A 24562-nucleotide genomic window follows, 5' to 3' on the forward strand; every position below is an offset into this window, starting at 1 on the left:
AGCAAACCTTGTGTTTTTTATTCACGACTATAGTCTGTGGACCCTTTGGATCAGGTGCAGATGCTCTCGGCATATCTCCGGGCGGATCCGTCGGCTGCCGCGATGTCGTCCAGGTCCGGACGTTTCATCACGGGATGCCGTTCCATGGTCCGGCAGATCGTTTCCGGTATCTGAAGGAATGAGATCCTCCCTTCCAGAAAACGCTTCACGGCGACCTCGTTTGCGGCGTTCAAGGCCGCGGGCATCGTCCCCCCTTCGCTCAGAGCGTCATAAGCGAGTTCCAGGCATTGGAAACGCCCCGGGTCAGGGGGAAAGAACGTCATCTCTTTCAGTTTCGGAAAATCGACCCGGTCGAAATTTGACTGCGCACGCTCGGGATACGTCAACGCATATTGGATCGGGAGTTTCATGTCCGGTACGCCAAGCTGCGCTTTCACCGATCCGTCGATGAACTCCACCATTGAATGGATGATCGACTGCGGGTGAATGACGACATCGATCATGCCGGGCGAGACGCCGAAGAGCCATCGTGCTTCGATCACCTCAAGCCCTTTGTTCATCAAGGTAGCGGAGTCGATCGTCACCTTGTTCCCCATCTTCCAGTTCGGATGGTTGAGCGCCTGCTCGACCGTCGCCTTTTTAAGAATATCTTTCGGCGTATTGAGAAATGGTCCCCCCGAAGCGGTGAGGATGATCTTCCCTACGGACGATCCCGCTTCGCCGACAAGGCATTGAAAGATCGCCGAATGTTCGCTGTCGATCGGTATCAACGTCGCGCCGGTCTCTTTGACCAACTCCATGATGATCTCGCCGGCAACGACGAGGGTCTCCTTGTTTGCCAGCGCGATCTTTTTTTTTGCTCTGATCGCGGCGACCGTCGGCTTCAATCCCGCAAAACCGACCAGTGAGCTGATGACGATGTCGACATCGTCCCGTTGCACGACATCGAGCAATCCTTCTTCCCCGGCCAGAACCTCCGTCGTGCCGTCGAACCGCTTCCTGCAATCCTCGGCCGCGTGCCGGTCCAGGACAACGACCCCCTTCGGCTTGAGGCGCCGGACTTGGTCGCTCAGTCCTTCAACATTGGAGTTGACTGTGAGATACGAAACCTTAAACCGGTCTGGAAATTTGGCGATGACTTCTATACTATTCTTGCCTATGGAGCCTGTGGAGCCAAGGATAGCGATGTTTTTTTGCCGGGAGTGCAATGACAAAGCCGTTTTGTTCTTTCAAAAAGGTAAGTAAATGTTGAGAGTAAGTCAAGGTAACGGCCTCGGGACGGATTTTGCTTGACGTACGGCACGGCACACGGCGGACGCGGGAGCGGCTTTCCATTTTACATTGCATTTCAAGGCAGTTTCAATTATATTCTTTACTCAAATGAATTGACCACCAATAGCGTGCAGTAAGGAGTTCGTCAGGCTATGCCAATAATGACCAAAATGCGCGACAGTATGCCGGTCGTTCTTTTCGCGCTTCTGATATTATTCGTTGTGATGATCGTGTTTGAGTGGGGAATGGATTATCTGGGCATCAGGTCCGGCCGTCGTGACACCGTCGGCGTCATCGACGGGAAGAAAATTACGTACCAGGAATTTTCTGATTTGGTGAAACGTGCTGCGGAGAATCAGAAAAGGCAATCGTCGCAGGATCCGGACGACGAAACGATGAAGCAAATCCGCGACCAGATCTGGAGCAGCCTGGTGGCGTCGACGCTCGTCGATAAAGAAACGCAGCGCACGGGCATCACCGTATCCGACCAGGAGCTTGTCGATTGGGTGAAGGGAGACAACCCGCCTCCGTTCTTGATGCAGCAATTCGAGGATTCCACGGGAAAGTTCAACCGGGCCGCCTATGACCAGACGATCAACGACCCCAAGAACAAGGATATCATGATCCAGGTAGAGACCGGCTTGCGCCAGCAGCGTCTCTCCGAAAAGATGCAAAGCCTCGTGTTTGCCGCCGTGCGCGTGACTCCGGAAGAAGTGGCAGAGCGGTACGAGAATCAGAACATGAAACTTGAGGCGCAGTACGCTTACTATGACCCGAACAGATTTTTCTCCGACAGCGCGGCATCGGTGACGGACGCGGACCTGCACAAATACTACAATGAAAACCAGGATGAATTCAACGCGAAGGCGACCCGCAGGCTGAAGTATGTTCTGTTCAGCGACCTGCCGTCCTCGAAAGATTCGCAGGATGTCCTCGTCGAAGCGAACAATATCATCCAGCAGACAAAAGCGGGGATCGACTTCTTCGACCTCCAGAAATCGTACGCAGAAAACCCTGCCCCCCCAGCGTTTTTCAAGCACGGACAGCTTTCACCCGAAAAAGAGGATGCGGTTTTTTCAGCGCACGTCGGCGACGTGATCGGCCCCGTAAAGGATTATACCGGCTACCATGTCATGAAAGTTCTTGAGGAAAAGAACGGAACCGATGTCTATGTGCGTGCGCGGCACATTCTCCTGAGCACCAGCGGCGGAGAGGAAGCGGCGATGAAGCTGGCAAACGAGCTTGTGGCTCGGGCGCGCAACGGGGAGGATTTTGCAGCGCTTGCCAAGCAATATTCGACTGAGCCCGGGGCTGCGACGACCGGCGGCGAGCTCGGCTGGTTCGGCAAAGGGAGAATGGTAAAGCCATTTGAGGATGCGGCGTTAAAAGGAAGACCGGGGCAGATCATCGGGCCGGTGAAAACACAATTCGGGATCCATGTCATTAAGATCGAGGGACGCGACAGCCGCGAAGTCAAAATCGCCGATATCGCGCTTCCGATCAAGACCAGTTCGCAGACGAAAGACGATCTTTTTCAAAAGGCGCAGGATTTTGCTTACATTGCGAAGGACGGAAAATTTGAGAAGGATGCAGAGGGATTCGGCCTACAGGTGCGCGAGACGACTCCGTTCCAAAAAGGAGGAGTCATTCCCGGTCTCGGTCTGAACGAGTCGATATCGAAGTTCGCGTTCGAGAAGGACCCAGGGGATATCAGCGAAGCCTTTCAGGTGAACGGCGGCGTGGCGGTATTCACGATCTCTGAAGTTAAAAAAGAGGGCGTTCGTCCGTTCGACGACGTGAAGATCTCGCTGCAGCCGCGCGTGACGCGGAAAAAGAAAATGGACATGCTTAAGGAGCTTGTGGGCAAGCAGCGCGCCTCGCTTAACGAATCTGCCGACCTTGCGACACTTTCCGCAGCCGACCCCCGCGTCAACGTTCAGTCGACGGGAGTATTCTCCCCCGGGGGCATGATCCCGACCATCGGCCGCGATGAGGCATTTCTCGGCACCGCCGTGGCGATTCCTGTACAGAGGATTTCCCAGCCGGTCGAAGGGGAACGTGGCTATTATCTCATAAAAGTTCTGAGCCGCACGCCTTTTGATACCGCTGCGTTCAATGCGCAAAAGAATATCCTTGCCGCGCAGATGCTGCAGGAAAAAAAGCAGCGCATCGTGAACTCGTGGCTTGAAAAGCTGAAGGAGAAAGCCGATATCCAGGATATGCGCGACACGTTTTACCGCTGACCTTGGAGCGAAGCCGCGCCTTGTGGCGCGGCTTCGCTTTGTTTTCCCTCCTTTCGCATTCTGATCTTTGCCGAAAATTTACCGGAGCACGTCTGCTTTCAATTGACTTCATTCGAGCTTCGTTTTCCACGCGATGAGTTTTTGATTTTTCCGCGTAAATGCTTAGATTGATACTGTAGGGTCTTCGGAAGCTTAACCGATGTTCGGCACAACCAATTGAATCACGACGATACAAAACCTGAGGAGACGGAAAGAGGTCCGTTCAATGCCGGTTCCACGTTCAGCGGTGTCCGCTCGCGCCTTCAATTCGGGAGCGTCAGGCTGCTTGTCCTCTACAACAAGATAGTTCCCTCCGAAAATCAACGTCTCTTTGTCCTGACCATTATCATCGGCATCGTCTGCGGTTTCGCCGCGGTAGCCTTCCATCTTTCGATCAAACTGCTTGAAGGATATCTGATCGATCGAGCGCTGGCGGCGCCGTTTCCTTCAGCGGCCTTCTGGATTATTATTACGCCAGCTGCCGGTGCATTGGTCTGCGGTATTTTCTTATATGCAGTAGCGCCGGGCGCACGGGGAAGCGGTATTCCTCAGGTGAAGGTTGCCTACATGCTGAATGAAGATCGCATACCATTCCGCGACGTCTTTGGGAAATTTTTCATCGGTGCGTTGCAGATCGGGGCTGGTTCGTCCCTGGGAAGGGAAGGGCCGACGGTCCAGATCTGCGCCGGCATCGCCAGCCAGCTCGGGCGCGGAGCGGCGTTATCGCGGCAAAACCTCCGCCGGCTGCTTCCGGTCGGAGCCGCCGCCGGCATTGCCGCGGCGTTCAACGCCCCGATCGCCGCGGTCACGTTTACCATAGAAGAAATTATCGGCACGCTGGATCAGACCGTGCTCTCCGGCGTCATCGTAGCGGCAGCTCTCGCTGCGGTCATTGAACGGAACGTTCTCGGCGAGCATCCGGTCCTTGAAGTTCTGCAGGTCTACGGGCTGCACCATGCGTCGTCGCTTCTTCTTTATGCGCTCCTTGGCGTTCTTGCGAGCGGAGCTTCGATCCTCTTCACCGACTCGCTGCTCAGTCTCAGGCGGTGGTTTCAGCAAAATACGTGGCTTCCGGCCTGGAGCCAGCCGGCGGTCGGCGGAGCGGTGACAGGATTGCTTGCCGTCGCAGCGTTGCTGTGGTTGCATTCGGGGGGAATAAACGGATCAGGATATGCGACCCTCTCGTTCGCTCTTGCGGGAAAACTGACCGTGAAAGCGCTCCTCCTCCTCGGCACGATGAAGATCCTCGCAACAGTCTTTTCCTACGGCAGTGGCGGTTCGGGAGGCATCTTCGCTCCGGCGCTGTTCATCGGAAGCATGGCCGGCGGCCTGATGGGTTATTTGGATGTGAGCCTCTTCCATCATGCGCCGGAGGAGATCGGAGCATTCGCGCTCGTCGGAATGGGGGCCGTCTTCGCAGGAATTATCAGGGCTCCGATCACATCGGTTCTCATCATCATAGAAATGACGGGGGGGTATTCGCTCATCCTGCCGTTGATGATCGCCAATATGATCACGTATGCTCTTGTCCGTCACTGGCGCCCGGACTCTGTCTACGACGCCCTCCTGGCTCAGGATGGAATCCATCTTCCGCATGGAGGAGGTTCGGCGGTCAATGGGCTTGACAGGTTGAAAGTGGGCGCCGCGATGAGCGCAAAAAATATTCTTTCGCTGAGAGCCGGAATGACCGTCGAAGAAGCGTTTGAGCTCGTTGCGATTTACAATTTTTCCGCTTACCCCGTGCTGGACAGCGCCGGAAAGTATCTCGGCCTGGTGAGCGAATCGTCGCTCCGCCAAATGCTTGCCGAGGGGAACGGGGGGCAGGAACTGCGCGCCGTCGTTGATGCCCATGCCGACCTCCACAACGATGACACTCTTGCACGGGCGGTTATTCTCATGCATAAATTCGACCGCAGGCAGCTCGGCGTTGTTGAGCACACCGGAACAGGCTTGCTTGTCGGCATGATCACGATGGGGGATATTATTCAGGCTCAGGCCCGCGCTGCGTTGGAAGCGGACCGCTCGTCCTCTCAAATAGCAGGCGCTTCGGATGGGAAGAAAATTTAAACGATTTCTTTTTGCAAGCTATGCGGCGGCCTTTTTATTGTTCTTCGGCCTGCAGTATTGCATGAAATCAGCGCTTGCCGATGTTGCCGGTTACACCGCAGCGTTGTCGCATGACCATGAAGTCATGATGTCGATGCAGGATATCCTCATGTCGCTTCAGCAAGCCGAATCAAATCGGCGCGGATACATCCTCACCAAGAACCAGGATTTTATCCGGGACTATAATTCAGCGGTGAAGTCTGTGCAGGAATCGTTCACATACCTGAGGCAATTGAACGCGTACGGAGGATACCGGGACGACTTTCTCGATTCGCTCGGCACTTCGATCGACAACAGGATCAACCTTATCAGGTCCTCCATCGAGCTGGCGATGACGAACACATCGTCGGATTCCGCTCAGATCCTGCTGACGGGCGAAGGGAAGACCTTGATGGAATCGATCCGCGCGACGATCCTTGAGCTCGTGAAAGAGAGGCGCAATTCCCGCGACGACAGCTACCGTGCTCTTGGGAATGTGAATGGGGAAATTACCGTTCTCTACGACACCGCCCTCGCGGCCATCATTGTGTTCACAATCGGCTTGACCGCCGCGACCTACTATTATTTCAAGAAGCTCAACAGCATTGAAGAAGGGCTGCGATGGGAGTTGTTCCAGGCCCGTCAGCAGGTTCAGCATGCCACCTCACGTTATCAGGATTTGAGAACCGAGATGAAAGACAAACTCAAGCCGGATGACGGAGGAGAGCAAGAGAACTGATAACCCGCCATTCTCTCCCCAAAAATTCCTTCCCCGTTAATTTTTTTTTGCGTATTTTGTCGTTGTGAATTCATGGTTGAGATCTCCCAACGGAGCATTTCGGGACGCGGCATTGTTATGGAAGAAAACAACAAACGGCTGATTATTTTCCTGACAGGATTTATGGGAAGCGGGAAAAGCACGATCGGTCCGATCCTGGCGAATACGATCGGATACAATTTCGTCGACCTCGACCTGTATATCGAACAGAAGAAGAAGCGGAAGATCGGCGACATCTTCAAAGAAGAAGGGGAGCAGGCATTCAGGGAAATGGAGCGGTCGTTCCTGCGGGAAGTTGCCGGAACGCCGCGCACCGTCGTTTCGCTGGGAGGCGGGACGATTACGGACCAGGAATCGCTTGATCTTGTCAAGGATTCCGGGGTTCTCGTATATCTCAAAGCCGATCCGCAATACATCTATAAGCGGCTCCGGACAAAAAGCGATCGTCCCATGCTCCGCACCCCCGAAGGGGAGCTGATGGATGCCGAGCAGCTTCAGGTCCGCATTGAAGAACTGTTAACGAAAAGGAAGGATTATTACGAACAGGCCCATGTCGTCATTCATACCGACGACAAAAAGATCGGCAATACGATAGACGAGCTCGTAAAAATACTGCGGCATTATATTGATGACTAACCCTCGTGTCAGAACGATACGCGTTCCCCTTGGCAATCGAAGCTATCCGATCTATATCGGTCCGCATGTCATTTCGTCCGTCGGGTCCCTGTTTAAACGACATCGCATGCCGAAGACGGCCGTCATTATTACCGACTCGCGCGTTGCAAAGCTCTATTTACGGCAGGTCGAGAGGGGCCTTACCTCATCGGGCTTCAGCGTTCGTTCTGTAGTGATTCCTCCCGGAGAGGCACAAAAAAGTTTACAACGAGCGGACGCGATTTATTCCAAGCTGCTTCGGTGGAAGGTTGAGCGCCAGTCGTCTGTCGTCGCGTTGGGGGGAGGGGTCGTCGGCGATCTCGCCGGTTTTGTCGCGTCGACGTATCAACGGGGCGTGCAACTCGTTCAGATGCCCACAACGCTTCTTGCCCAGGTCGATTCCTCCGTCGGAGGGAAGGTCGGAATCAACCACCCGCTCGGTAAAAATATGGTAGGCTCGTTCTATCAGCCGGCGTTTGTTGCCGCGGATATTTCCACGCTCGATACGCTTCCGACGCGAGAGATCGTCTGCGGCCTTGGCGAAGTGGTTAAATACGGCATGATCATGGATGAGAAATTCTTCTCATATGCCGTCAAGAATATTGACGCAGCGCTATCAAAAAATGAGCACGTCCTTGAGCATCTCGTCGCGGAATGCTGCCGCATGAAAGCGTATGTTGTCTCGCATGATGAACGGGAGAGGAACCTTCGTGCGATCCTGAATTTCGGCCACACGATCGGGCATGCGTTGGAGCATGCCGGAGGGTATCGGCTGCTCAAACACGGCGAGGCGGTTCTATTGGGGATGGTTGCCGAAACTTTTGCCGCACTTCAGCTTGGATGTATCACCCGCTCCGAGGCCGGGAAGATTGAAAGCGCTATCCTCTCCATTCCCCTGCCGCAGAAAGCGCGCATGAAATTCTCGGCGCCGTCACTCCTTGCTACAATGCGCGTCGACAAAAAGGTCTCCGATGGAAAAATTAGACTGGTGTTGCCGGAAAAGGTCGGGAAGGTAACGCTTCCCGTCGCCGTCGGCGAGAAAACGATCCTCGCTTCCCTTTCTTATCTCAGCGGATTCCTCACTTCCCTTGAGTGATTGCGGAGATGGCTCAGATTTGAACGCAGATCGAAGATGAAAAGCTGTGTTCTGTTACTCCATCCCCTTTGCAGTTAACTCCTCTAATTCCTTAACAAGCTGCGGCACAAACCCAAGATGCTCGGGCTTCATCAATGCGCTGCGCAAGACCGTCATCGTCTGTGTGTCGGCGCTGATGTGCGGATGGAGTTTTTTTGCCAGGCCGGAGCTGACATGGAGCAGAGCCAGATAGAGCGGATTTGATGGATGATGCATTGCATCCGAAAATATTTTTTCTGAAAGCTGAGAGATGCGGGAGGCGGCCGGCGATTCAGGATTGGGGAAATACGTGACGATATCCAGCTCCGGCTTCACAAATTCATTGAGCCGTTTGCTCGAGGCAATTTGTCTCGAAAATTCAAGAGCGCTTTTTCTCGTTTTGGTCAAAATGGCCCCCAGTCCGCTGTCGGGTAAAAGGGGAATGCATCGGAGCGTGAACCAAAGAGCCGCTGCCGCAGCCCCGGGGCGGGAACATTCGAGGCTGATCTCCCCGAGGTGTAAAGCATCCGACGTAAAATATGTGTACGGCGAATCATGTTTGTAGAACCTTCCGACCGACGGATCGCTGAATAAGATGCATCCGCAGCCGTACGGCTGCAGTCCGTGCTTGTGCGGGTCGACGACGATACTGTCGCATTCGAAAAGATGCAGGTACGGAGCCGCATTGACGAGCGGTGATTTTTGCCGAGCCAGGAGCATAAAGAACCCCCCATAGGCGGCGTCGGCATGGATGCGCACGTGATACCGGCGGCAGAGGGGGATTATTTGATCGAGAGGGTCGAGTGCACCGAGGGACGTTGTACCGATCGTAGCGACCACAGTTCCAACCTTCCCGGTTTTTAACTCTCGTTCGAGCTCGTCGCAATCGATCCTGCCATAGGCATCGCTGGGGATCTCAATGGCATCTGCTTTGATGACCTCGCACATTCGTTTGTGAGTGTAGTGAGCCGAAGAAGAAAAGGCGATCGACTTGCTTGGATGGAGCGAACGCGACACCCAGAGAGCTTCAAGATTTGCGATGGTACCGCTGCTCGTGAGATGTCCAAGATGAGTTTTATATCCAAACATTTTTGCAAGGTCCGCAACAACCTCGATTTCCATTTTGGCCGTCGCCGGTCCCCCGTCGAGAGCGTGGTTGTTTGGATTGTTTCTCATCGCCATTTGATACGCTGCTGCGGCGATCGGATGAGGCGGCTTCAGCATTTGTCCGGCATAGCGAGGATGAAAGAAAGGGTAATTGTCCTTCATCCTTTCTGAAAATTCGCCGGCGACTTTCTCCAACGTTGCCGGATCAACCTGCAGAGTCTCATCCTGCGTAAATTCTTCCCATGCTGATTCCCACTTGTCTTCATAAGCTGATAAGCGGTCAGACAGAGTTGGATTTTTCATAGACTTTGTAAACACTATTTTTTTATTGGCAATATAGTCCGAGAAGAGTCGCTATGCAAGTCAGCAACTGAGATTGGAACTTGGGAAGTTTATTTCATCCATTACTTCAGATCAAGCCTTAATTTACCATTATTTAATAGGGGCATAACACTCTGATAACGGCAACTTCCTATTATGCGGCACGTAAAACGGAGCTGAGGGAGGTGCCTATGAAAATCGCCTATTTCAATGCCAACTTGAAAGTCGGACAGGACGGAGTGACCCGTTGCGTCTATAAAATGCTCGATGGAGCCTTAGCCCGCGACCATCAGGCAATCGGTATCACCGCAACGCTTCCTGTCGGTCAAACGCCCGTTCCGGTGTACGGCGTCCCTTCGGTCGTCCTGCCGCTCCAAAAAAATTATCGTATCGCGCTCCCCGGCTATCAGCCCTTTGCAAAGTACTTGCAGGATTTCCAGCCGGACATCATTCACATTAACAGCCCGTGTACGCTCGGCTTCGCCGCGGTGAAATATGCCAGGCATTTCGGCATTCCTGTCGTCGCAACCTATCATACGCATTTCCCGACATATCCGCGGTACTACAACCTTACGAGCCTTGAGGATCTGACGTGGCGCTTGCTCCGACGGTTATACAATACCGTCGACCGGACACTTGTGCCGACCACTCCGATCCTCGAAGAACTTCGCGACCACGGCGTTAAACGGCTCCAGTACCTGCCGAACGGAGTCGACACGGCGACTTTCAATCCGATGTACCGCTCAGACGAGTGGAGACGAAGATTTGGCGGCGGTGAAAAACCGATCGTCCTGTTTGTCAGCAGGCTCGTGTGGGAAAAAGACCTGCGCGTTCTTTCCGATACTTTTCGTGAACTTCAATCGAAGCGTTCTGATTTTGAATTGGTCATCGTCGGCGACGGCCATGCCCGCCAGGAATTGGAAACGATGATGCCGGGAGCTCATTTTCTGGGCTACCAATCGGGGAGAATCCTGTCAGAAAGTTTTGCTTCGGCCGATATGTTTGTCTTTCCGTCGACGACGGAGACCTTCGGCCTTGTCACACTGGAAGCGATGGCGTCCGGACTCGCTCCTGTTGCGGCAAAAGTCGGAGGTGCGGTAGAGATCATTCAGGAAGGGAGCTCGGGATTGTTTGCCGAGCCATTGAGCAGCTCCGACCTGACGAGAAAAGTCGAATGGCTTCTCGACAACCCCAATCACAGAAAGGTCATTGCAGACCATGCACTCGCTCGTGCACAAGAGTATCGGTGGGAACGAATTCTCGACCAGCTTTTTGAGAGTTACTCAGAGGTTATCGAGGAATTCCGTCTCCGACGTTTCCCGCGCGCAGCCTGAGTCACGCTTCACCGGCCAAACGATACACGACGAAGGTTCGTTGGCAACAACAAGCCCCGCCGGACCCTCATTTACCATCGCTCATATCTCCGACCCTCATCTCAGCAGACAGTTCTATCGGGAACACATCAAGTCTTTCAAAATTCTTCTGCGGACAATTCTTGACCAGGGGTGCGACCATCTGGTGATCACCGGAGACATCGTCAGCACCGGCGATCCAAACGATTACTATCTGGCCCGGACGATCCTCACGACATTTGGTTTGATGGACAGCAAGAAGCTCACGATCGTCCCCGGCAATCACGACGTCTTCGGCGGTCCGCATCGCGCAGTCGACGTCCTCAGTTTCCCGCGCCATATCCGTACGATCGATTACCGCCGACGCCTTGCACTTTTTGAGGAGGCGTTCGCGGAGACCTTCGTCGGAGTGAAAAAACTGAACGGCGACAACTTGTTTCCCTTCATCAAAGAGGTCGGGCCGTATTCGATCATCGGATTGAATTCTATTCTTCCCTGGTCATTATGGGATAATCCGCTCGGCTCAAATGGAATGCTGAGCGACGAGCAGGTGACGGCGTTGGCGCAATTGCCGCCAGACGATGCTTTTCGGGGTACGATGCCTCTCGTAGCAATTCATCATCATTTCAACGATCTGAACGATGCCTCGACAGACAGCAGTCTCTGGCGTAAGATCGAATCGAAAACGATGCGGATGAAACGGCGCCGCAAAACGCTCAAACTTTTTGCATCGCTCGGCGTGCAGGCGGTGCTCCACGGCCACGTCCATCGGAATGAATTGTATGAGCAGTATGGAGTGAAGCTGGCGAACGGCGCCGGTGCCGTTTGCGATGATCCTGTGAGCATGCTGAAGTATAATCGTCTGACGTTTGAAGGGGGAAAAACCCTCGTGGAGATCAACACGCTGCCGATCGCGTTTCAAACTCCATCGACGGCATTGTCCTTTCATCATTTTCGGTCCGCAGAGCCGCTTCCCAGCGCTGCCCATGTCTAAATTCTATGCTCCCCGTACATCTCAAATATCAGCTCGAGCTGCTGGAAAACCGCGCGAATAAGCTTGCAGAGGGGCGGACAAAGACCGCCCTCTTCGACCTCGATAACACCCTTCTTGTCGGCGATATCGGCGAAGCGGTATTTGTCCAGCTGCTGGCGGACGGGCATCCATTGAAATGCACGTGGGAAGAATATCAGTCGTTTCTCCGCCGCGATATCTCGGCGGCGTACCGCCTGGTTGTCGAATCGATGGCCGGATTGACGGTCCATGAAGTCGAAGAGGTCACGATGAAGGTTCTTAAAAGCCCCGGCTCGATCGTCAAATACGGAAAGGCGCAGATACCCGCTCCAAAGCCCCATCCCGGTATGAAAAAGCTCCTTGCGCAGCTTCGTAAGCTCAGATACACTATCTACGTTATTTCCGCCAGCAACCGTATTTCGGTGCGTGTCGCTGCCGAGGAATTTTTCGGGATTCCCCCCGAATGTTCATTTGGAATCGAGGCAAAAATTGTCGGCGGCCGCCTTTCAGCGACTCTCATCAAACCGTATCCGATCGGTGCTGGGAAGAAGGATGTCTATCATAAGCACATTGGCATGTCGGCGCCCCTTGTAACCGCGACCGACTCCATCAACGACATGGAAATGCTTTCGTTGACCGACCCGGCCGGCCTTTCACTGTGGGTGGGAAAAAATCGTTCTGAGTTCAAAGCGATGAAGGAACAGCTCGGACAGCCGCAGCGTTTCTGCTTTGTTCAACGCCCCCGAAATTATAGTTTGATGAAGAGGGTGCGGACTTTGGGGGAACAGCGCACCAGCGATGTCGTTTCATCGACGGTCTTTGCAGAAATGTGATCGGGGGAGGACGCCGCGACGTTCTTGACCGCGAACGGCAGATGGATCTCGATCGCCGCCGGCAGCGGGTCGCCGCCGAAATTCCCTTCAAAGTGGATCACAGCGCTCCCCTCATCGTTGAACAACAGCGAACAGGAAATGACGCCGAACGATGTCGGGACGTTTTTCATCCTGATATTCTTCCCTTTTTGGATCAGCCTGTTCGCGTTCCCCTTGAACAAAGAGATCACTCCGTTTTCTTCCTTCACCATGCAGCTTCGCAGGAAAAGCACTATTTCCGCCGCCGCCCATCCATGATGGCCATCCCCCATCACGCCCCCTCCGGTTCTCGGATGGATCGCTTCGGGGAGCGAATAGGGGGGGACGGCTTGTTTGAAAACAGTGTCGGCAACCTCCCATGCTTTCGCCACATCTCCTAAAATGAAAAAAGAGTGCGCAATCTGAAGGGTGAGGTAGGCGTTGTATCCGGAGTGGATGATCGGGTGAAAAAAGCCCTTGTCATCCACATACTCCGCCTCGAGTCTTCGCAAGGTATTCGTCAGGTGGTGCAGCCTGCCGTCGAATATTTCCAGAGGATACATGCTCGAGATCGAACCGACGGCGCTTTCGTCGAAGCTGCGGTCCGGCGTCGCCGGAATTATTTTTTCGCCGACGCGCCGCTCCACGTGCAGCAGCGACTGCATGATGCTCTCTTCAAATGCCCGAACTTCTTCGTCAAAGATCTGTTCATCCGATCTCATTCCCAGCGTCGCGGCTATTTTCACGAACGCTTTAAGCCCGCCGAGCGACCAGAAAGTATCCCAGTAATATTGATCGACGGTTCCAAGATGTTCCGCGCTGAGGCTTGCGGGTATCAATCCGTTTCCGGCCTGCTTCCGTTTTCGCACGATCCACTGTGCGGCTCGTTTAAGGTAAGGATACCAGTTCTTCAGCCAGAGATGCTGCCGGTTGAGGAGGAAGTGCTGGTGAACGGTCCAAAGCACTGCGCCGTTCGAGTCCCATTCGCCGTCGGGACCGCGGAAGAAACCGTCGGACGTCAGCCGTTCCGGAAATGCATCGATCACTTGCCGGGATCGTTTGTAAAAACCGAGAACGTCGAGAGCGCGGATCATCGGTGTCGCATCTCTGTACCAGAAATGGTGATAGAGAAACGGTCCCGGCGATATGAAATCGGCGTCGCTGAGTTCTACGAGCGCAAGCCTGCTCGCCTCGAACATCGCCTGAAGCTTTTTGTCCGCAAATTCAAACTGCGCTCCCGTAGAAAGCTCTTTTTCCCATTTCGTCTGCTGATCAGCTTTCCGCTTCTCGAACGAGACGCGCCAGGTCTGTTTTGTCCCCCGCCGACGGATCGCCACCTCATCTTCCAGCGCAGCGCTGTAATGGACCGATCGTTCCTCTCCGGGGGCAAGATCAAACGTGAATGCCGCAACCGCATGTGCCAGTCCGCGGTCGCAATGGGACGATGCCGTCGATCCCTCGGCAAGCATCGCTATCGTTCGCTGCTCGAGGTGACGGGCAAGGTCGCCGTTCTGCAGCGACGAGCAGAAAATTCTATCGGGCGTTTCAGCAAACACGATCCCGGCAGATTTATTGACATGGGCAATGCGGGGATGCTTGAATTCGATAGAAGAGATCAATGCAACTCCTTCCGGATTGAACGGACGGATCGCAATGCACAGCGCTCCCGATTTTCTTTTCCCGCTGCTGTTCGTCACCGAAGATTTCGCAAAGAGCACGTCGAAGCCATGGTTTGTGGGGGCGGCAAAATGTTCGAGCGTCAAACCGATGCCGTTCACGGAAAATCGAGTGGTGATGCACGGAAACATCGTCTCGGTCGTCTGCTCTCCGCCGCCGGTCCTGGAAGGGAAAAAGACCTTATCCTCTACCACCAGCCAAGTGTCGATCGACCATTCGCGGGGAAGTGGGGTGGCTAGACCTGTCGGGTCGACGATCGCTTCATGAAATCCATTCAGGGTGCCGACCATCGTCCAGTTGCGGTGGGTGATGTTGACCAAGAGGGGGTTTTGCGCCCTGGGGATATAGCTTTCGCTTTTCGGGTCCAGTTGTTTATGCACCCAGAAAGGGTAGAGCCAATCGCTCCTCATCTGCAACACGGCGAAATTCAGGAGTCCCCTGACGATCACCGGCGTGCTCAGCAAAAAGAGTTCTTTTGGAAAGCCTTTTCCTTCGACGTCGCTGAATTTTCCAGCTAGCTGAAATTGTTTGATGGAACTTTCCGGCAGCTGAAGCCGCCGGAGCGCCTGTTCCAATATATAAGAATTAAGATTCATCAGGTCGGACTAAGATATCGGGCGTTAATCGTGCATTTGAATATAGATTCAGTTTGGCCGTGATTCAAGCGAGGATTGAGGTAATTGAATGATTCTGAAAGATTTAACAATTCCTTAAAGTAAGTCTAATATCAAGCTAACTGTCCATTTGTATTTTTCAGGCGAGAAACAGGTTGTATTAGGGCATCTTACTTTGGGAGAAGCCATGATACTTCGAAAAAAACAAATAGAGGAGCCTTTTATGTTTTGGTTGGTCCGTGAGATTTTCGCAACGTCGGAGGGGATCGAAGAGGAATTGAAACCGATCAGTGACCGCGAATTTTATACATGGATGGGGGTGCTTTCCGCTGTAATGCTCATCTACGGCGCCGTCTTCCGCTTCTTTGCCGCATAAAAAACCTGCAGTCTATTAAACTTTATTCTCCTCCACCGTGTCCCATAAATACGCTGCGGTGCCTGCTTGTTATGGAGCGGCAGAACCGCGGTCAGTGATTTTTGAAATTTTTCCCGCGGAGTGTTTGTTCAGTTAAATACAGGAGCCGGTATCCCTTTGTAGTTAAGATGTGTCCGGATCGGAAGGAGTGGTTGGCTGAAGGGACGGACGAAAGCCAATCGTATGTAACGTACGGTTGGCTTTTTTATTACACCCGACCCGCAGGGTTATCGTCACATTGATTGCTGCCTTCTGGATTCCGTCTCATGTTTTCTCCCTTGATTATCTTTCCACCAACCCCTACTTTTCATGAATGGATGTCGGAAAGACTTTATACGCGCCGGACAGGAAGCGCTGGCGGTCATGGTTGTCGAAAAATCACAAGACCGCCCAAGATATTTGGCTGATCTATTTCAAAAAAGAGAGCGGAAAAAAGCGGATACCGTATAACGACGCTGTCGAAGAGGCGTTGTGTTACGGATGGATCGACAGCATTGTAAAACCGCGCGATGCTGAAAGCTGGGTGCAGCGGTTTACTCCGCGAAGAAAGGGAAGCCCCCTTTCCGAATTGAACAAAGAACGCGTTCGCCGGCTCATCAAAGCGAAAAAGATGACGCGTTACGGTTTGGAGAGCATCCGTCATCACATGGAAAGGAAGCTCTCGGGCAAAACAGCATTAAAAGAATTTACTCTTCCCAAAGACATTCTTCGCGTGCTTAAGTCCGACCCAGTTGTGTGGAGGAATTTCCAGGGATTTTCGGTGTCGTACAAGCGTATACGCATCGGCTGGATTGACGGAGTCAGGCGAAGGCCCGATGTATTTCAACAGCGCCTCCGTTATTTCATCAAGATGACCGCTCAGAATAAAAAATTTGGGATGGTCCGGTAGTAATTTTTTCTCCTCTGTACTGCCTGACGTCGCATGCAGCGGCGAGCGTTTGGGCGTTGGCTGAATGGGCAGCCGGGGAGTGTAATAGGAATTGCACCTGAGGATCCGATGAACAGACGATAGCAACAATGGTATTTCGTCCATCCGGATTGATGGGTTGAGGCCAGGTCTCGCGGCGAGAGCGTGGCCCTGTGATTTTGCTCACCTGGCGAAAAGGATCGGGATTAAACTCGGCTGCAAAAGAATGTGTCTATCAGTCAGCTTGTTCCAATAGCAGATCATCGTTCTTCTCACAGTAAGGGAACAGTCCATGAAAACATTTTTGAAAGCCGCAATTCTGGCGGGAGCGCTTGCCATCGCAGTCCCTGTTTTCGCACAGCTTCATGTCGGAGTAGGAATCAACATCGGTCCTCCAGCTCCACCGGCGGAGAGAGTCATTGTAAGGCCCTCGGGAGAGGTCGTATGGGTCCCCGGTTACTATCGCTGGGCGCCGCGCCGTCACCATTATGTGTGGGTTGCCGGCCGATGGATGCATCCCCCCCGTCCGCACTCTGTGTGGGTTGCGGGGCATTGGGAGCGTCGGAACAATGAATGGGTCTTTTTTGAAGGGCGCTGGGAGCGGGAACACCCTCGCGTACGGTAACATTTCACAGTCTCTTCGACCATGCTCGATCATCTCCATATCGGGGAATGTCGTGATTTGACCAGGGAGTTTTTGAATGTGTACTGTTGAATCCTGGTGATAATTGTGGCTCTGTCCTGTTGAATCCCGTGATTCTTTGTCGGGAGTTATGATCCATAACTCTGCACCGCCGCGCCTGCACGTGCTGTTGTTTGAAGAATCGACGTGTTGTTCTCTTGCATCGACCTGCAATCCTTCAAAGGGATGCTTCGAAGGAGCGCTCGCTTCGTCGCGCAAAAGCGGCGCTCCCTTCAGAATGAAAGAGACGGTAGTCTGAAGTTTGACCCCCTCGACTTTTTGGGCTCTTTGATGCCCGATCAACGTAGCCCGCCCCCCCGATATTGCAATAGTTTTGTTTATATCGTATTTTACAGATGTTTAGTCCACATCGCCGGAGTTATTGCCGTAATTCGGCGGTCGATGTGCTGCCAGTCGAAAATCTTCACTTCACATTTTTAATCTCATCTATTGGAAAGGATCGTATGAAAAGATTTCTTTTCGCATGCATTCTATTATTGTCCGCAGTCCCCCTTTTTGCTCAACGTTGGGAATGGCCTGACACGGCTAAGCATCTTACCGTTCTTCCGAAGAGCACGTCCGCAAGAGATTTGCAGAGAACGATGTTCGGTTTTACCGCCGGCCTCGGCGTTCGCTGCACCTTCTGCCATGTAGGGGAAGAGGGAAAAGATTTCAGCCAGTATGACTTTGTCTCCGACGCGAAGCCGGAAAAGAACGAAGCCCGCACGATGATCCGCATGATGAACAACATCAACGATGTGTATCTCGCCGAGCTGCACGTTGAGAGCAATTCGCCGCTTCGCGTTTCATGCATGACGTGTCATCGGGGGAGCAACAAGCCGATCCTCTTGGAGGATAAACTCAAGCGGACGTTCGACCGCTTCGGCATCGACTCGACCATCAAGCAGTACCATACCCTGCGGGACCAGTATTACGGAGGTTTCACCTATAATTTTAAGGAAGGAACGCTGGTGCGTCTGGCGGAACTTATTTCGGACGATACGGCAAAAACCACCGCCGCCATTCAGGTGTTAAAGCTGAATATCGAACTGTATCCTGCATTTCCTTTTTCATACGTCCGCCTTGCAGGTCTCTACGAAGGAGAAGGGAAGTCTCAGGAAGCGATCGAGAACTATAAACAGGCACTCAAGCTTGACCCAAACAACTGGATGGCAAAGGGAAGGCTCGAGAGGCTTCAAAACAAAAAGTAACAACGTCCATTATATCAGTTCCACCTTTGAAAGAATCTCAGATGGAAGCTGTGAATCTCAAAACTGCCGAGCATTATAAGTGGGGGGAAGGATGCGATGGCTGGCATTTGGCAAAGATGCCGGGCTTGAGCGTTATTCAGGAAAAGGTACCGGGCGGCAGAAGTGAAGTCCGTCACTTCCATAATGTATCGGAGCAATTTTTTTATGTCCTCTCCGGTGAAGCGACGATCGAGACGGGAGAGAAGCGAGTGACGCTGCATGCCGGAGAAGGGCTGTCTGTTCCTTCCCGGACCCCTCACCAGTTCAGGAACGAATCGACCCGCGACTTCGACTTTTTGGTGGTGTCGGCGCCGCCGAGCCACGGAGACCGGGTGACGGTGTAGTGGCAACTCCCCGCTTTCAGGACGAAGAATCGATCACGATCGCGTTCAAACATTCCGCCGTAACTCATCCTCCGGTGGCGAAATGACGTACCGGGGATCAGCCAGGCAAGCGGACCAACAAAAGTCGGGACCACATTTGTCGAGGAGGTTCACTTGTTCCGTACAAAACAGCTGCTGATGAAAGTGACCGAATATCAGCCGAACGAGAGGTTGGTCATCGAAGCGCAAAGCGGAATGCCGATGCCGCCGACGCAGACGTTTTTCTTTGTGTCGGAAGGAAATGCAAAAAGGATCGATCTTTCCGACGTCATGAAGACGTCTGGTTTTCTCACGATGATGGAATTTATACTTCCGGCCAATTGATGAAGGTCTGGGCAAGGTATTTTTTCAATCTTGACGCACTGTTGGGTAAATAACCATCACGGGATATTGATTGAGGGAAGAGTATGGCAGTGATGTAAGAGCAAATCAAGAAGGAACTTTCTGCTGGAAAACCTTACGTTGCCGCGATCCTTACAAAAGGGAAAAAGTTCATTACGGATAAGGACGGAGCCGAGGGAATGCGCGTTAGGCATTTCGAGCACCTGTGCCAGCTCCGTGCCGAAGGGAAAGCTTCCGTGGTCTTCGGAACGCGAGAGAACTGCGAGATCCGGACCATCGAATTATTTCTATCGTCCGACAAAGCCAAAGTCGAGCGCCTTGTGAAAAGCGACCCCGCCGTTGAAGCCGGACATTTCGCCTTTGAGCTTCATGCGATGACGGGATTGCCGGGAGATACGGTCAAGTAGAAGATCAGTGTGAGCTCGCAGGATCCTCGATTGTTCAAGCCCTAAGTTCTATAGTGTGTTCAGAATGAATGACCCGATCCCTTCATCCTCTTCCCGCCCTGCGGCGACAGCGTTCATTTTTGTCACCGTTGTGCTCGACGTTCTCGCGCTCGGCATTATCATTCCCGTTCTGCCGAAACTCGTCGAGATCTTTCTTGGCGGGGACACGGCGCGTGCAGCGGAAATGTTCGGGCTCTTCGGCACCGTCTGGGCGCTGATGCAATTTATTTTTTCACCCGTGCTCGGCGCGCTGTCCGATCAATACGGGCGGCGCCGGGTGATCCTTATTTCATGTTTTGGGCTCGGCATCGACTATATCTTCATGGCCTCCGCTCCGACGCTGTGGCTGTTGTTTATCGGGCGGATCATATCGGGCATCACCGGGGCGAGTTTTACCGCGGCCGGCGCTTACATTGCCGACGTTACGCCTCCGGAAAAGCGCGCCGCCGGATTTGGAATGATCGGCGCTGCATGGGGGCTCGGGTTCGTTTTGGGCCCGGCTCTTGGCGGCATCCTTGGCGGTATCGACACCCGGCTGCCGTTCTGGGTCGCGGCCGGGCTGACATTGCTGAACGCGATGTATGGATTGTTCATCCTTCCGGAATCGTTGAGCGTCGAGCACCGGGAGAAATTTTCCTGGAAGCGCGCCAATCCCCTCGGCTCGCTGCAGCTCCTCCGCTCTCACCCGGAGCTGTTCCGACTTGCCACCGTCAACGGGTTCTTTTATCTCGCCCATCAAGTGCTGCCGAGCGTCTTCGTCCTCTATGCAGGTTTTCGGTACGGATGGAATGAGGAACTCGTTGGCATCACGCTGGCGATCGTTGGAGTGTGCGGCATGCTCGTGCAGGGAGGAGTCGTGAAGCGCGTCGTCGCAGACTTCGGTGAGAGGCGTGCCCTTCTTGCCGGGTTGTTGTTCGGGATGTGCGGTTTCGCGATCTACGGTCTAGCCTCGTCCGGAATTATCTTCTGGCTCGGCATACCGGTATTTTCAATGATGGGATTGTACGGGCCGTCTTCGCAGGGACTCATGACGAGGCATGTTCAGCCGTCGCAACAGGGGCAACTCCAGGGAGCGAATAACAGCATTATGGGAGTGACCGGTGTGATCGGTCCCGGAATTTTTACATTCACCTTTGCAAGCTTCATTGGAACGCACAGCGAATTGCATCTCCCCGGCGCTCCATTCTTGGTTGCGGTATTGATGTTGATGACGGCCTTTGTCATCGCTTGGAAAGTACAGGGAGAGACAGCCTAATCATTGGGTAAAGATGCAGAATGTCATACTCAAAAAAAGGAGCCGACCGTATCGCAGCGTGATCGGCTTTTTGATTTAGGGGAGAAGGGTCTGCATTTTTATTGTGGGCGGATACGAAGGAAGGTCAATACCGCTCCGATGCTTTCCATCGATGCCTTGATCAAGGTGACGGGAGCCAGAGGCTGTCCGCTTGACTCTCCTCATTGGAACCCCTACTTTTCGATCGGTGAATTTACTTATTAATCATGACACGCTATCAAATTACCACTCTTTGTTTCTGGCTTGTGTCGGAAGTCTTTTGGGGGTTACATTCCGGAGGGAATAAGGAAACCGTTCACCAAAAGCGATCGTTTGTCCGGACATTCGCGTTAGCCGCAATCTACATTGCGTTTGCATTGATATATATTCCTTATCTTTCTTTTGGTTTGCTTGCCATTCGCATAGTGCCGCAGAACGATCTATTTGGGGGCGTTGGAATAGTGTTGTGCGCAGCGGGGATTTCCTTTTCCATCTGGTCTCGAAAGACACTGGGAAAGAATTGGAGCGGCCCGGCAGCCATCAAGAAAGATCATGAACTGATCAGAAACGGACCGTACAATATTGTCCGCAATCCGATCTATCTCGGATCGTTGGTTTCACTGACAGGATCGGCAATGACGACCGGAGAACTAAGGGGATTGTTGGGTGTCGTTCTCGTCCTTTTTTCTTTATTGAAGAAAATAGACGAGGAAGAGTTGCTCTTGCAGGAGCATTTCGCCGAGTTTCCTGAATATTCGTTGCGAGTCAAAAGGTTGATACCGTTTCTCTATTAGTTGGTCGGACGCAGAAGCATGATTCAAAAGTTTTTTTCGCCCCTCTTCATCGCACTGCTGGTCGTTTCGATTCAGCATAAAGTTGTTGCTCAGGATGCGAGAGGCAACGGGATAACAATCTTTGCTGCGGCGTCTCTCAATGAGGTGTTTGCGGCGATGGCCGAAAAATACAGATCTGAAAATCCGGGAGAGGAAATAACGTTCAATTTTGCTGGGTCGCAACAGCTGGTCCAGCAGATCGCAGAAGGAGCGGCAGTTGACATCTTTGCCTCCGCAAACATGAGACAGATGAATGACGCGCTGAACACTGGAAGGGTCGATTCAGCGTCTGTCAGAGTTTTTGCGCATAATACGCTTGTCGTCGTTTTTCCAAAAGAGAATGAGGCGGGAATTCATACATTGTCCGATTTGGGCAGGCCCCATCTCAAAATTATTCTCGCGGATAAAACTGTTCCGGCGGGTGAATACTCGGTTGAGGTTCTCGAAAAATGCATTAAACGGCCCGGTTTTGATTCTACATTCAAGCAGAACGTCCTTCAAAACGTCGTTTCTTACGAGGAAAATGTAAAAGCCGTTTTGAGCAAGATTGTTCTTGGCGAAGGTGATGCGGGAATTGTCTATACCTCCGACGTGAGCCGTGATGCACGGGAAAAAGTCGGCACAATCGAGATACCGGAACCGTTGAACGTCGTTGCTGAGTATCCGATATGCCTCATGCGGACTGCACCGTCCCGGGAGCGCTCTCGGAGATTTGTGCAATTTATTCTGTCCGATGAGGGACAAAGCATCTTAACTCGATTCGGTTTTCTCAGAGTCAAATGATCTTATGCTCAACCGGAATGTTCCTCCTTTATGAAGCCATCTTCTCTCCCCCATAAAATATCTCCCGGCAAGGATCGCCTTCGATGGCAGATTGCGGCAGCGAGCGCCCCGCTTCTCCTCTTTCTTTTGCTCCCTTTGGTTGGAATTATTTTCAGGGTCTCGGCATCGGAGATGGTGGATGCGCTGCGGGAACAGCAGGTCGTTCAGGCGATTCGGCTGAGCATGTCGACGACGATTGTAACAGTATTGCTGACGCTGCTTCTCGGCACACCGGTCGCCTATCTGCTCGCTCGAAGGAAATTTGCGGGACGAACTCTGCTTGATGCCCTGATCGATATGCCGATCGTTCTCCCCCCGTCGGTGGCGGGGGTCGCGCTGCTGATCGCTTTCGGCCGCCGCAGTTTAATAAGCGGGCTCTTTGGCGGATTGGAAATTCCTTTCACCGAAGCCGCAGTCGTGCTGGCTCAGTTGTTCGTTGCTTCGCCGCTGTATATTAAATCGGCCGCGGCGGGTTTTGCTAGCGTGAACCGCGAGCTTGAGCAAGCTGCCGCCGTCGACGGAGCTTCGCGCCCTCAAATTTTCGGAACGATCGTTGTCCCACTTTCTTTGCCGGCGATCGCCGGCGGCATCGTGATGACATGGGCGCGCGCGCTCGGGGAATTTGGCGCAACGATAATTTTCGCGGGAAATTTCCCCGGACGGACGCAGACGATGCCTTTGGCGATCTATATGGGATTCGAGATCGATCTCCACATCGCCCTTGTTCTAGCGATACTGCTGCTTGCAATTTCTTTTCTCGTACTAGCCATTGTGAAAGGGATCCTCGGTCAGCGTCTCAGCGGTTTTTGAATGCAGCGACTCGAAGGCACGGAGGTGCAAATTTTGGGAAAGGGCTCTTTTTGATCGGGATCCGTCGTTCCGCTTTTATTTGAGTATATCATGCGGCTGCATAGATGGACCGTATAACTTTTGACGGCAAATGACGTAATAAAGGTAAAGAAAGCAAAACCGGTAGAGTATCATCATGAGCGCTGAAACAAATCAATCGGAACCGCGGTTACGGGACACACTTCGTGAGGATTTCAGCCGCGGAGGGCATTGGAATACTTTCCGCAAGGAATTTCGCGGCTTAAAAGAGTTCTATATCGATGAGGAGAAGAAAAAGCGCCTCAACGAAATGCCGCAGCTCAAGCGGTGGCTGTATCTCAATTGGTGGCTTCTCAAGAGCATGCTCATGCGGCTTACGCCGTTCCGCCGGCTCGTTCTTGTAGTCGGGATCGTTCTGCTTGTGTGGAGTCCGGTCATCATCATCTCCAACAAGCATGTTGAGATCTCGGATTTTCGTCTCATCGGCGGTGCATTCATCCTGTTGATCCTCATGCTTGAGCTGAAGGATAAACTCCTTGCACGCGACGAGCTCGGCGCCGGGAAGAAAGTACAGCAGGCGTTGATGCCGGAACTCAGTCCGGCAGTTCCCGGTTGGCGGCTGTGGATCTACTCAAGGCCGGCAAACGAAGTCGGGGGCGACCTAATAGACTTTCTCAGCCACGGCGAAAACAGGTACGGCGTCGCTCTGGCCGACGTCTCGGGGAAAGGACTGCAGGCGGCGCTTATCATGGCCAAACTTCAGGCCATTCTGGAAGCGCTCGCCCCGGATTATGATTCGATAGGAAAACTCATCACGAAGTTAAACGCCATTGTGCACCGTGACGGACTTCCGAACAGCTTTGCCTCGTTGGTCTATGCGGAAATTTCTTCGAACTCGGGAGCGGTGCGGTTTGTCAACGCGGGACATCTGCCGCCGATTGTGCTCACGGCAGCCGGTTTGCAGGAAATGTCGAAGGGCGAACCCGCCCTCGGCCTGATGGATTCGACCAATTACACAGAGCGGCAAGCTGATCTGCAGCCGGGCGATGTTTTCCTCGTCTATTCCGACGGGCTCACCGAAGCAAGCAGCGAGTGGGGGGAATTCTTCGGGACAGAACGGTTAATGAGACGACTTCCGGCATTGAGAGATCGCTCCGCCGAAGAGATCGGCAGAACGCTGCTCGGCGAAGTGGATTATTTTGTGAAGGATGCGCCCCCCAACGACGACATTTCATTGGTCATTCTCAAGCGTGTCTGACAGC

Annotated in this window: 24 protein-coding genes; 21 read left to right on the top strand and 3 right to left on the bottom strand. The window is 53.1% G+C overall.

What is annotated here, in order from left to right:
• Nucleotides 1-50 precede the first annotated feature (50 nt).
• Nucleotides 51-1214: a 1-deoxy-D-xylulose-5-phosphate reductoisomerase gene (locus tag VMF88_13895; GenBank protein HTY12148.1), complete on the bottom strand. Its 1164-nt coding sequence runs from the start codon at nt 1212-1214 to the stop codon at nt 51-53.
• A gap of 210 nt (nt 1215-1424) precedes the next feature.
• Between VMF88_13895 and VMF88_13900 the strand changes: the two genes are divergently transcribed.
• The 5 genes from VMF88_13900 (at nt 1425) to aroB (ending at nt 8167) form a co-directional block, all read left to right on the top strand.
• A complete protein-coding gene (locus VMF88_13900) occupies nt 1425-3515 on the top strand; it encodes a peptidylprolyl isomerase (GenBank protein ID HTY12149.1) in 2091 nt (696 codons plus the stop codon).
• A 216-nt stretch (nt 3516-3731) separates the two neighbouring features.
• The gene (locus VMF88_13905) at nt 3732-5621 is read left to right on the top strand and encodes a chloride channel protein (GenBank protein ID HTY12150.1); all 1890 of its coding nucleotides are present in this window, start codon (nt 3732-3734) and stop codon (nt 5619-5621) included.
• Nucleotides 5605-6378, top strand: coding sequence for a CHASE3 domain-containing protein (locus VMF88_13910; protein ID HTY12151.1), 774 nt, complete (start codon nt 5605-5607; stop codon nt 6376-6378). The genes VMF88_13905 and VMF88_13910 overlap by 17 nt, the downstream gene beginning before the upstream one ends.
• Nucleotides 6379-6450: 72 nt before the next feature.
• Entirely contained in the window at nt 6451-7053 is a 603-nt protein-coding gene (locus tag VMF88_13915; GenBank protein HTY12152.1) for a shikimate kinase, read from the top strand.
• On the top strand, nt 7046-8167 hold the full coding sequence (gene aroB, locus VMF88_13920) for a 3-dehydroquinate synthase (GenBank protein ID HTY12153.1): 1122 nt from the start codon (nt 7046-7048) through the stop codon (nt 8165-8167). Before VMF88_13915 ends, aroB begins: the two co-directional genes overlap by 8 nt.
• Before the next feature lie 54 nt (nt 8168-8221).
• On the opposite strand, the gene VMF88_13925 is transcribed toward aroB, so the two are convergent.
• Nucleotides 8222-9595 carry an aminotransferase class I/II-fold pyridoxal phosphate-dependent enzyme gene (locus tag VMF88_13925; GenBank protein HTY12154.1) on the bottom strand — a complete coding sequence of 458 codons (1374 nt, stop codon included), beginning with the start codon at nt 9593-9595 and terminating at the stop codon, nt 8222-8224.
• A gap of 209 nt (nt 9596-9804) precedes the next feature.
• Here VMF88_13925 and VMF88_13930 point away from each other — a divergent pair, with 209 nt between their 5' ends.
• From VMF88_13930 to VMF88_13940, 3 genes are read left to right on the top strand one after another with little or no spacing between them, the layout of a single operon-like run.
• Complete coding sequence (locus VMF88_13930) at nt 9805-10947, top strand: glycosyltransferase family 1 protein (GenBank protein ID HTY12155.1); 1143 nt, start codon at nt 9805-9807, stop codon at nt 10945-10947.
• 40 nt (nt 10948-10987) lie between these two features.
• Nucleotides 10988-11959: a metallophosphoesterase gene (locus tag VMF88_13935; GenBank protein ID HTY12156.1), complete on the top strand. Its 972-nt coding sequence runs from the start codon at nt 10988-10990 to the stop codon at nt 11957-11959.
• A 5-nt stretch (nt 11960-11964) separates the two neighbouring features.
• Nucleotides 11965-12810, top strand: a complete 846-nt coding sequence (locus VMF88_13940; protein ID HTY12157.1) for a haloacid dehalogenase-like hydrolase — start codon at nt 11965-11967, stop codon at nt 12808-12810.
• Here the strand turns inward: VMF88_13940 and VMF88_13945 are convergent.
• Entirely contained in the window at nt 12726-15101 is a 2376-nt protein-coding gene (locus VMF88_13945) for a hypothetical protein (protein HTY12158.1), read from the bottom strand. The two genes, VMF88_13940 and VMF88_13945, sit on opposite strands and share 85 nt — an antisense overlap.
• 241 nt (nt 15102-15342) lie before the next feature.
• Here VMF88_13945 and VMF88_13950 point away from each other — a divergent pair, with 241 nt between their 5' ends.
• The 13 genes from VMF88_13950 to VMF88_14010 all read left to right on the top strand — a co-directional run bounded on the left by VMF88_13950 (nt 15343) and on the right by VMF88_14010 (nt 24558).
• On the top strand, nt 15343-15495 hold the full coding sequence (locus VMF88_13950) for a hypothetical protein (protein HTY12159.1): 153 nt from the start codon (nt 15343-15345) through the stop codon (nt 15493-15495).
• 352 nt (nt 15496-15847) lie between these two features.
• On the top strand, nt 15848-16423 hold the full coding sequence (locus VMF88_13955; GenBank protein ID HTY12160.1) for a YdeI/OmpD-associated family protein: 576 nt from the start codon (nt 15848-15850) through the stop codon (nt 16421-16423).
• Nucleotides 16424-16733: 310 nt separating this feature from the next.
• Nucleotides 16734-17066: a hypothetical protein gene (locus tag VMF88_13960; GenBank protein ID HTY12161.1), complete on the top strand. Its 333-nt coding sequence runs from the start codon at nt 16734-16736 to the stop codon at nt 17064-17066.
• A 148-nt stretch (nt 17067-17214) separates the two neighbouring features.
• A complete protein-coding gene (locus VMF88_13965; protein HTY12162.1) occupies nt 17215-17382 on the top strand; it encodes a hypothetical protein in 168 nt (55 codons plus the stop codon).
• A gap of 205 nt (nt 17383-17587) precedes the next feature.
• Nucleotides 17588-18334, top strand: coding sequence for a c-type cytochrome (locus tag VMF88_13970; GenBank protein ID HTY12163.1), 747 nt, complete (start codon nt 17588-17590; stop codon nt 18332-18334).
• A 41-nt stretch (nt 18335-18375) separates the two neighbouring features.
• Nucleotides 18376-18717 (top strand): cupin domain-containing protein, encoded by a 342-nt coding sequence (locus VMF88_13975; GenBank protein HTY12164.1) that lies wholly within the window; start codon nt 18376-18378, stop codon nt 18715-18717.
• 153 nt (nt 18718-18870) lie between these two features.
• Nucleotides 18871-19080 carry a hypothetical protein gene (locus VMF88_13980; protein HTY12165.1) on the top strand — a complete coding sequence of 70 codons (210 nt, stop codon included), beginning with the start codon at nt 18871-18873 and terminating at the stop codon, nt 19078-19080.
• 197 nt (nt 19081-19277) lie between these two features.
• A complete protein-coding gene (locus VMF88_13985) occupies nt 19278-19505 on the top strand; it encodes a hypothetical protein (protein HTY12166.1) in 228 nt (75 codons plus the stop codon).
• A 64-nt stretch (nt 19506-19569) separates the two neighbouring features.
• The gene (locus tag VMF88_13990; GenBank protein ID HTY12167.1) at nt 19570-20799 is read left to right on the top strand and encodes a TCR/Tet family MFS transporter; all 1230 of its coding nucleotides are present in this window, start codon (nt 19570-19572) and stop codon (nt 20797-20799) included.
• A gap of 245 nt (nt 20800-21044) precedes the next feature.
• A complete protein-coding gene (locus VMF88_13995) occupies nt 21045-21611 on the top strand; it encodes an isoprenylcysteine carboxylmethyltransferase family protein (GenBank protein HTY12168.1) in 567 nt (188 codons plus the stop codon).
• Between the two features lie 18 nt (nt 21612-21629).
• Complete coding sequence (gene modA, locus VMF88_14000; GenBank protein HTY12169.1) at nt 21630-22433, top strand: molybdate ABC transporter substrate-binding protein; 804 nt, start codon at nt 21630-21632, stop codon at nt 22431-22433.
• Between the two features lie 30 nt (nt 22434-22463).
• On the top strand, nt 22464-23282 hold the full coding sequence (locus VMF88_14005) for an ABC transporter permease (GenBank protein HTY12170.1): 819 nt from the start codon (nt 22464-22466) through the stop codon (nt 23280-23282).
• A gap of 175 nt (nt 23283-23457) precedes the next feature.
• Nucleotides 23458-24558: a PP2C family protein-serine/threonine phosphatase gene (locus tag VMF88_14010; GenBank protein HTY12171.1), complete on the top strand. Its 1101-nt coding sequence runs from the start codon at nt 23458-23460 to the stop codon at nt 24556-24558.
• Nucleotides 24559-24562 lie beyond the last annotated feature (4 nt).

The organism is Bacteroidota bacterium, assembly GCA_035506275.1.
Classification (GTDB): domain Bacteria; phylum Bacteroidota; class Ignavibacteria; order UBA10030; family UBA8401; genus JAGVPT01.

Bases quoted from the DNA above. Each gene is read 5' to 3' on its own strand.
- VMF88_13985 (HTY12166.1), top strand. From the start codon at position 19,278: ATGCGCGTTAGGCATTTCGAGCACCTGTGCCAGCTCCGTGCCGAAGGG.
- VMF88_13975 (HTY12164.1), top strand. From the start codon at position 18,376: ATGGAAGCTGTGAATCTCAAAACTGCCGAGCATTATAAGTGGGGGGAA.
- aroB (HTY12153.1), top strand. From the start codon at position 7,046: ATGACTAACCCTCGTGTCAGAACGATACGCGTTCCCCTTGGCAATCGA.
- VMF88_13970 (HTY12163.1), top strand. From the start codon at position 17,588: ATGAAAAGATTTCTTTTCGCATGCATTCTATTATTGTCCGCAGTCCCC.
- VMF88_14010 (HTY12171.1), top strand. From the start codon at position 23,458: ATGAGCGCTGAAACAAATCAATCGGAACCGCGGTTACGGGACACACTT.
- VMF88_13990 (HTY12167.1), top strand. From the start codon at position 19,570: ATGAATGACCCGATCCCTTCATCCTCTTCCCGCCCTGCGGCGACAGCG.
- VMF88_13965 (HTY12162.1), top strand. From the start codon at position 17,215: ATGATCCATAACTCTGCACCGCCGCGCCTGCACGTGCTGTTGTTTGAA.
- modA (HTY12169.1), top strand. From the start codon at position 21,630: ATGATTCAAAAGTTTTTTTCGCCCCTCTTCATCGCACTGCTGGTCGTT.
- VMF88_14005 (HTY12170.1), top strand. From the start codon at position 22,464: ATGAAGCCATCTTCTCTCCCCCATAAAATATCTCCCGGCAAGGATCGC.
- VMF88_13915 (HTY12152.1), top strand. From the start codon at position 6,451: ATGGTTGAGATCTCCCAACGGAGCATTTCGGGACGCGGCATTGTTATG.
- VMF88_13955 (HTY12160.1), top strand. From the start codon at position 15,848: ATGGATGTCGGAAAGACTTTATACGCGCCGGACAGGAAGCGCTGGCGG.
- VMF88_13940 (HTY12157.1), top strand. From the start codon at position 11,965: ATGCTCCCCGTACATCTCAAATATCAGCTCGAGCTGCTGGAAAACCGC.
- VMF88_13950 (HTY12159.1), top strand. From the start codon at position 15,343: ATGTTTTGGTTGGTCCGTGAGATTTTCGCAACGTCGGAGGGGATCGAA.
- VMF88_13960 (HTY12161.1), top strand. From the start codon at position 16,734: ATGAAAACATTTTTGAAAGCCGCAATTCTGGCGGGAGCGCTTGCCATC.
- VMF88_13910 (HTY12151.1), top strand. From the start codon at position 5,605: ATGGGAAGAAAATTTAAACGATTTCTTTTTGCAAGCTATGCGGCGGCC.
- VMF88_13925 (HTY12154.1), bottom strand. From the start codon at position 9,595: ATGAAAAATCCAACTCTGTCTGACCGCTTATCAGCTTATGAAGACAAG.
- VMF88_13995 (HTY12168.1), top strand. From the start codon at position 21,045: ATGACACGCTATCAAATTACCACTCTTTGTTTCTGGCTTGTGTCGGAA.
- VMF88_13930 (HTY12155.1), top strand. From the start codon at position 9,805: ATGAAAATCGCCTATTTCAATGCCAACTTGAAAGTCGGACAGGACGGA.
- VMF88_13900 (HTY12149.1), top strand. From the start codon at position 1,425: ATGCCAATAATGACCAAAATGCGCGACAGTATGCCGGTCGTTCTTTTC.
- VMF88_13945 (HTY12158.1), bottom strand. From the start codon at position 15,101: ATGAATCTTAATTCTTATATATTGGAACAGGCGCTCCGGCGGCTTCAG.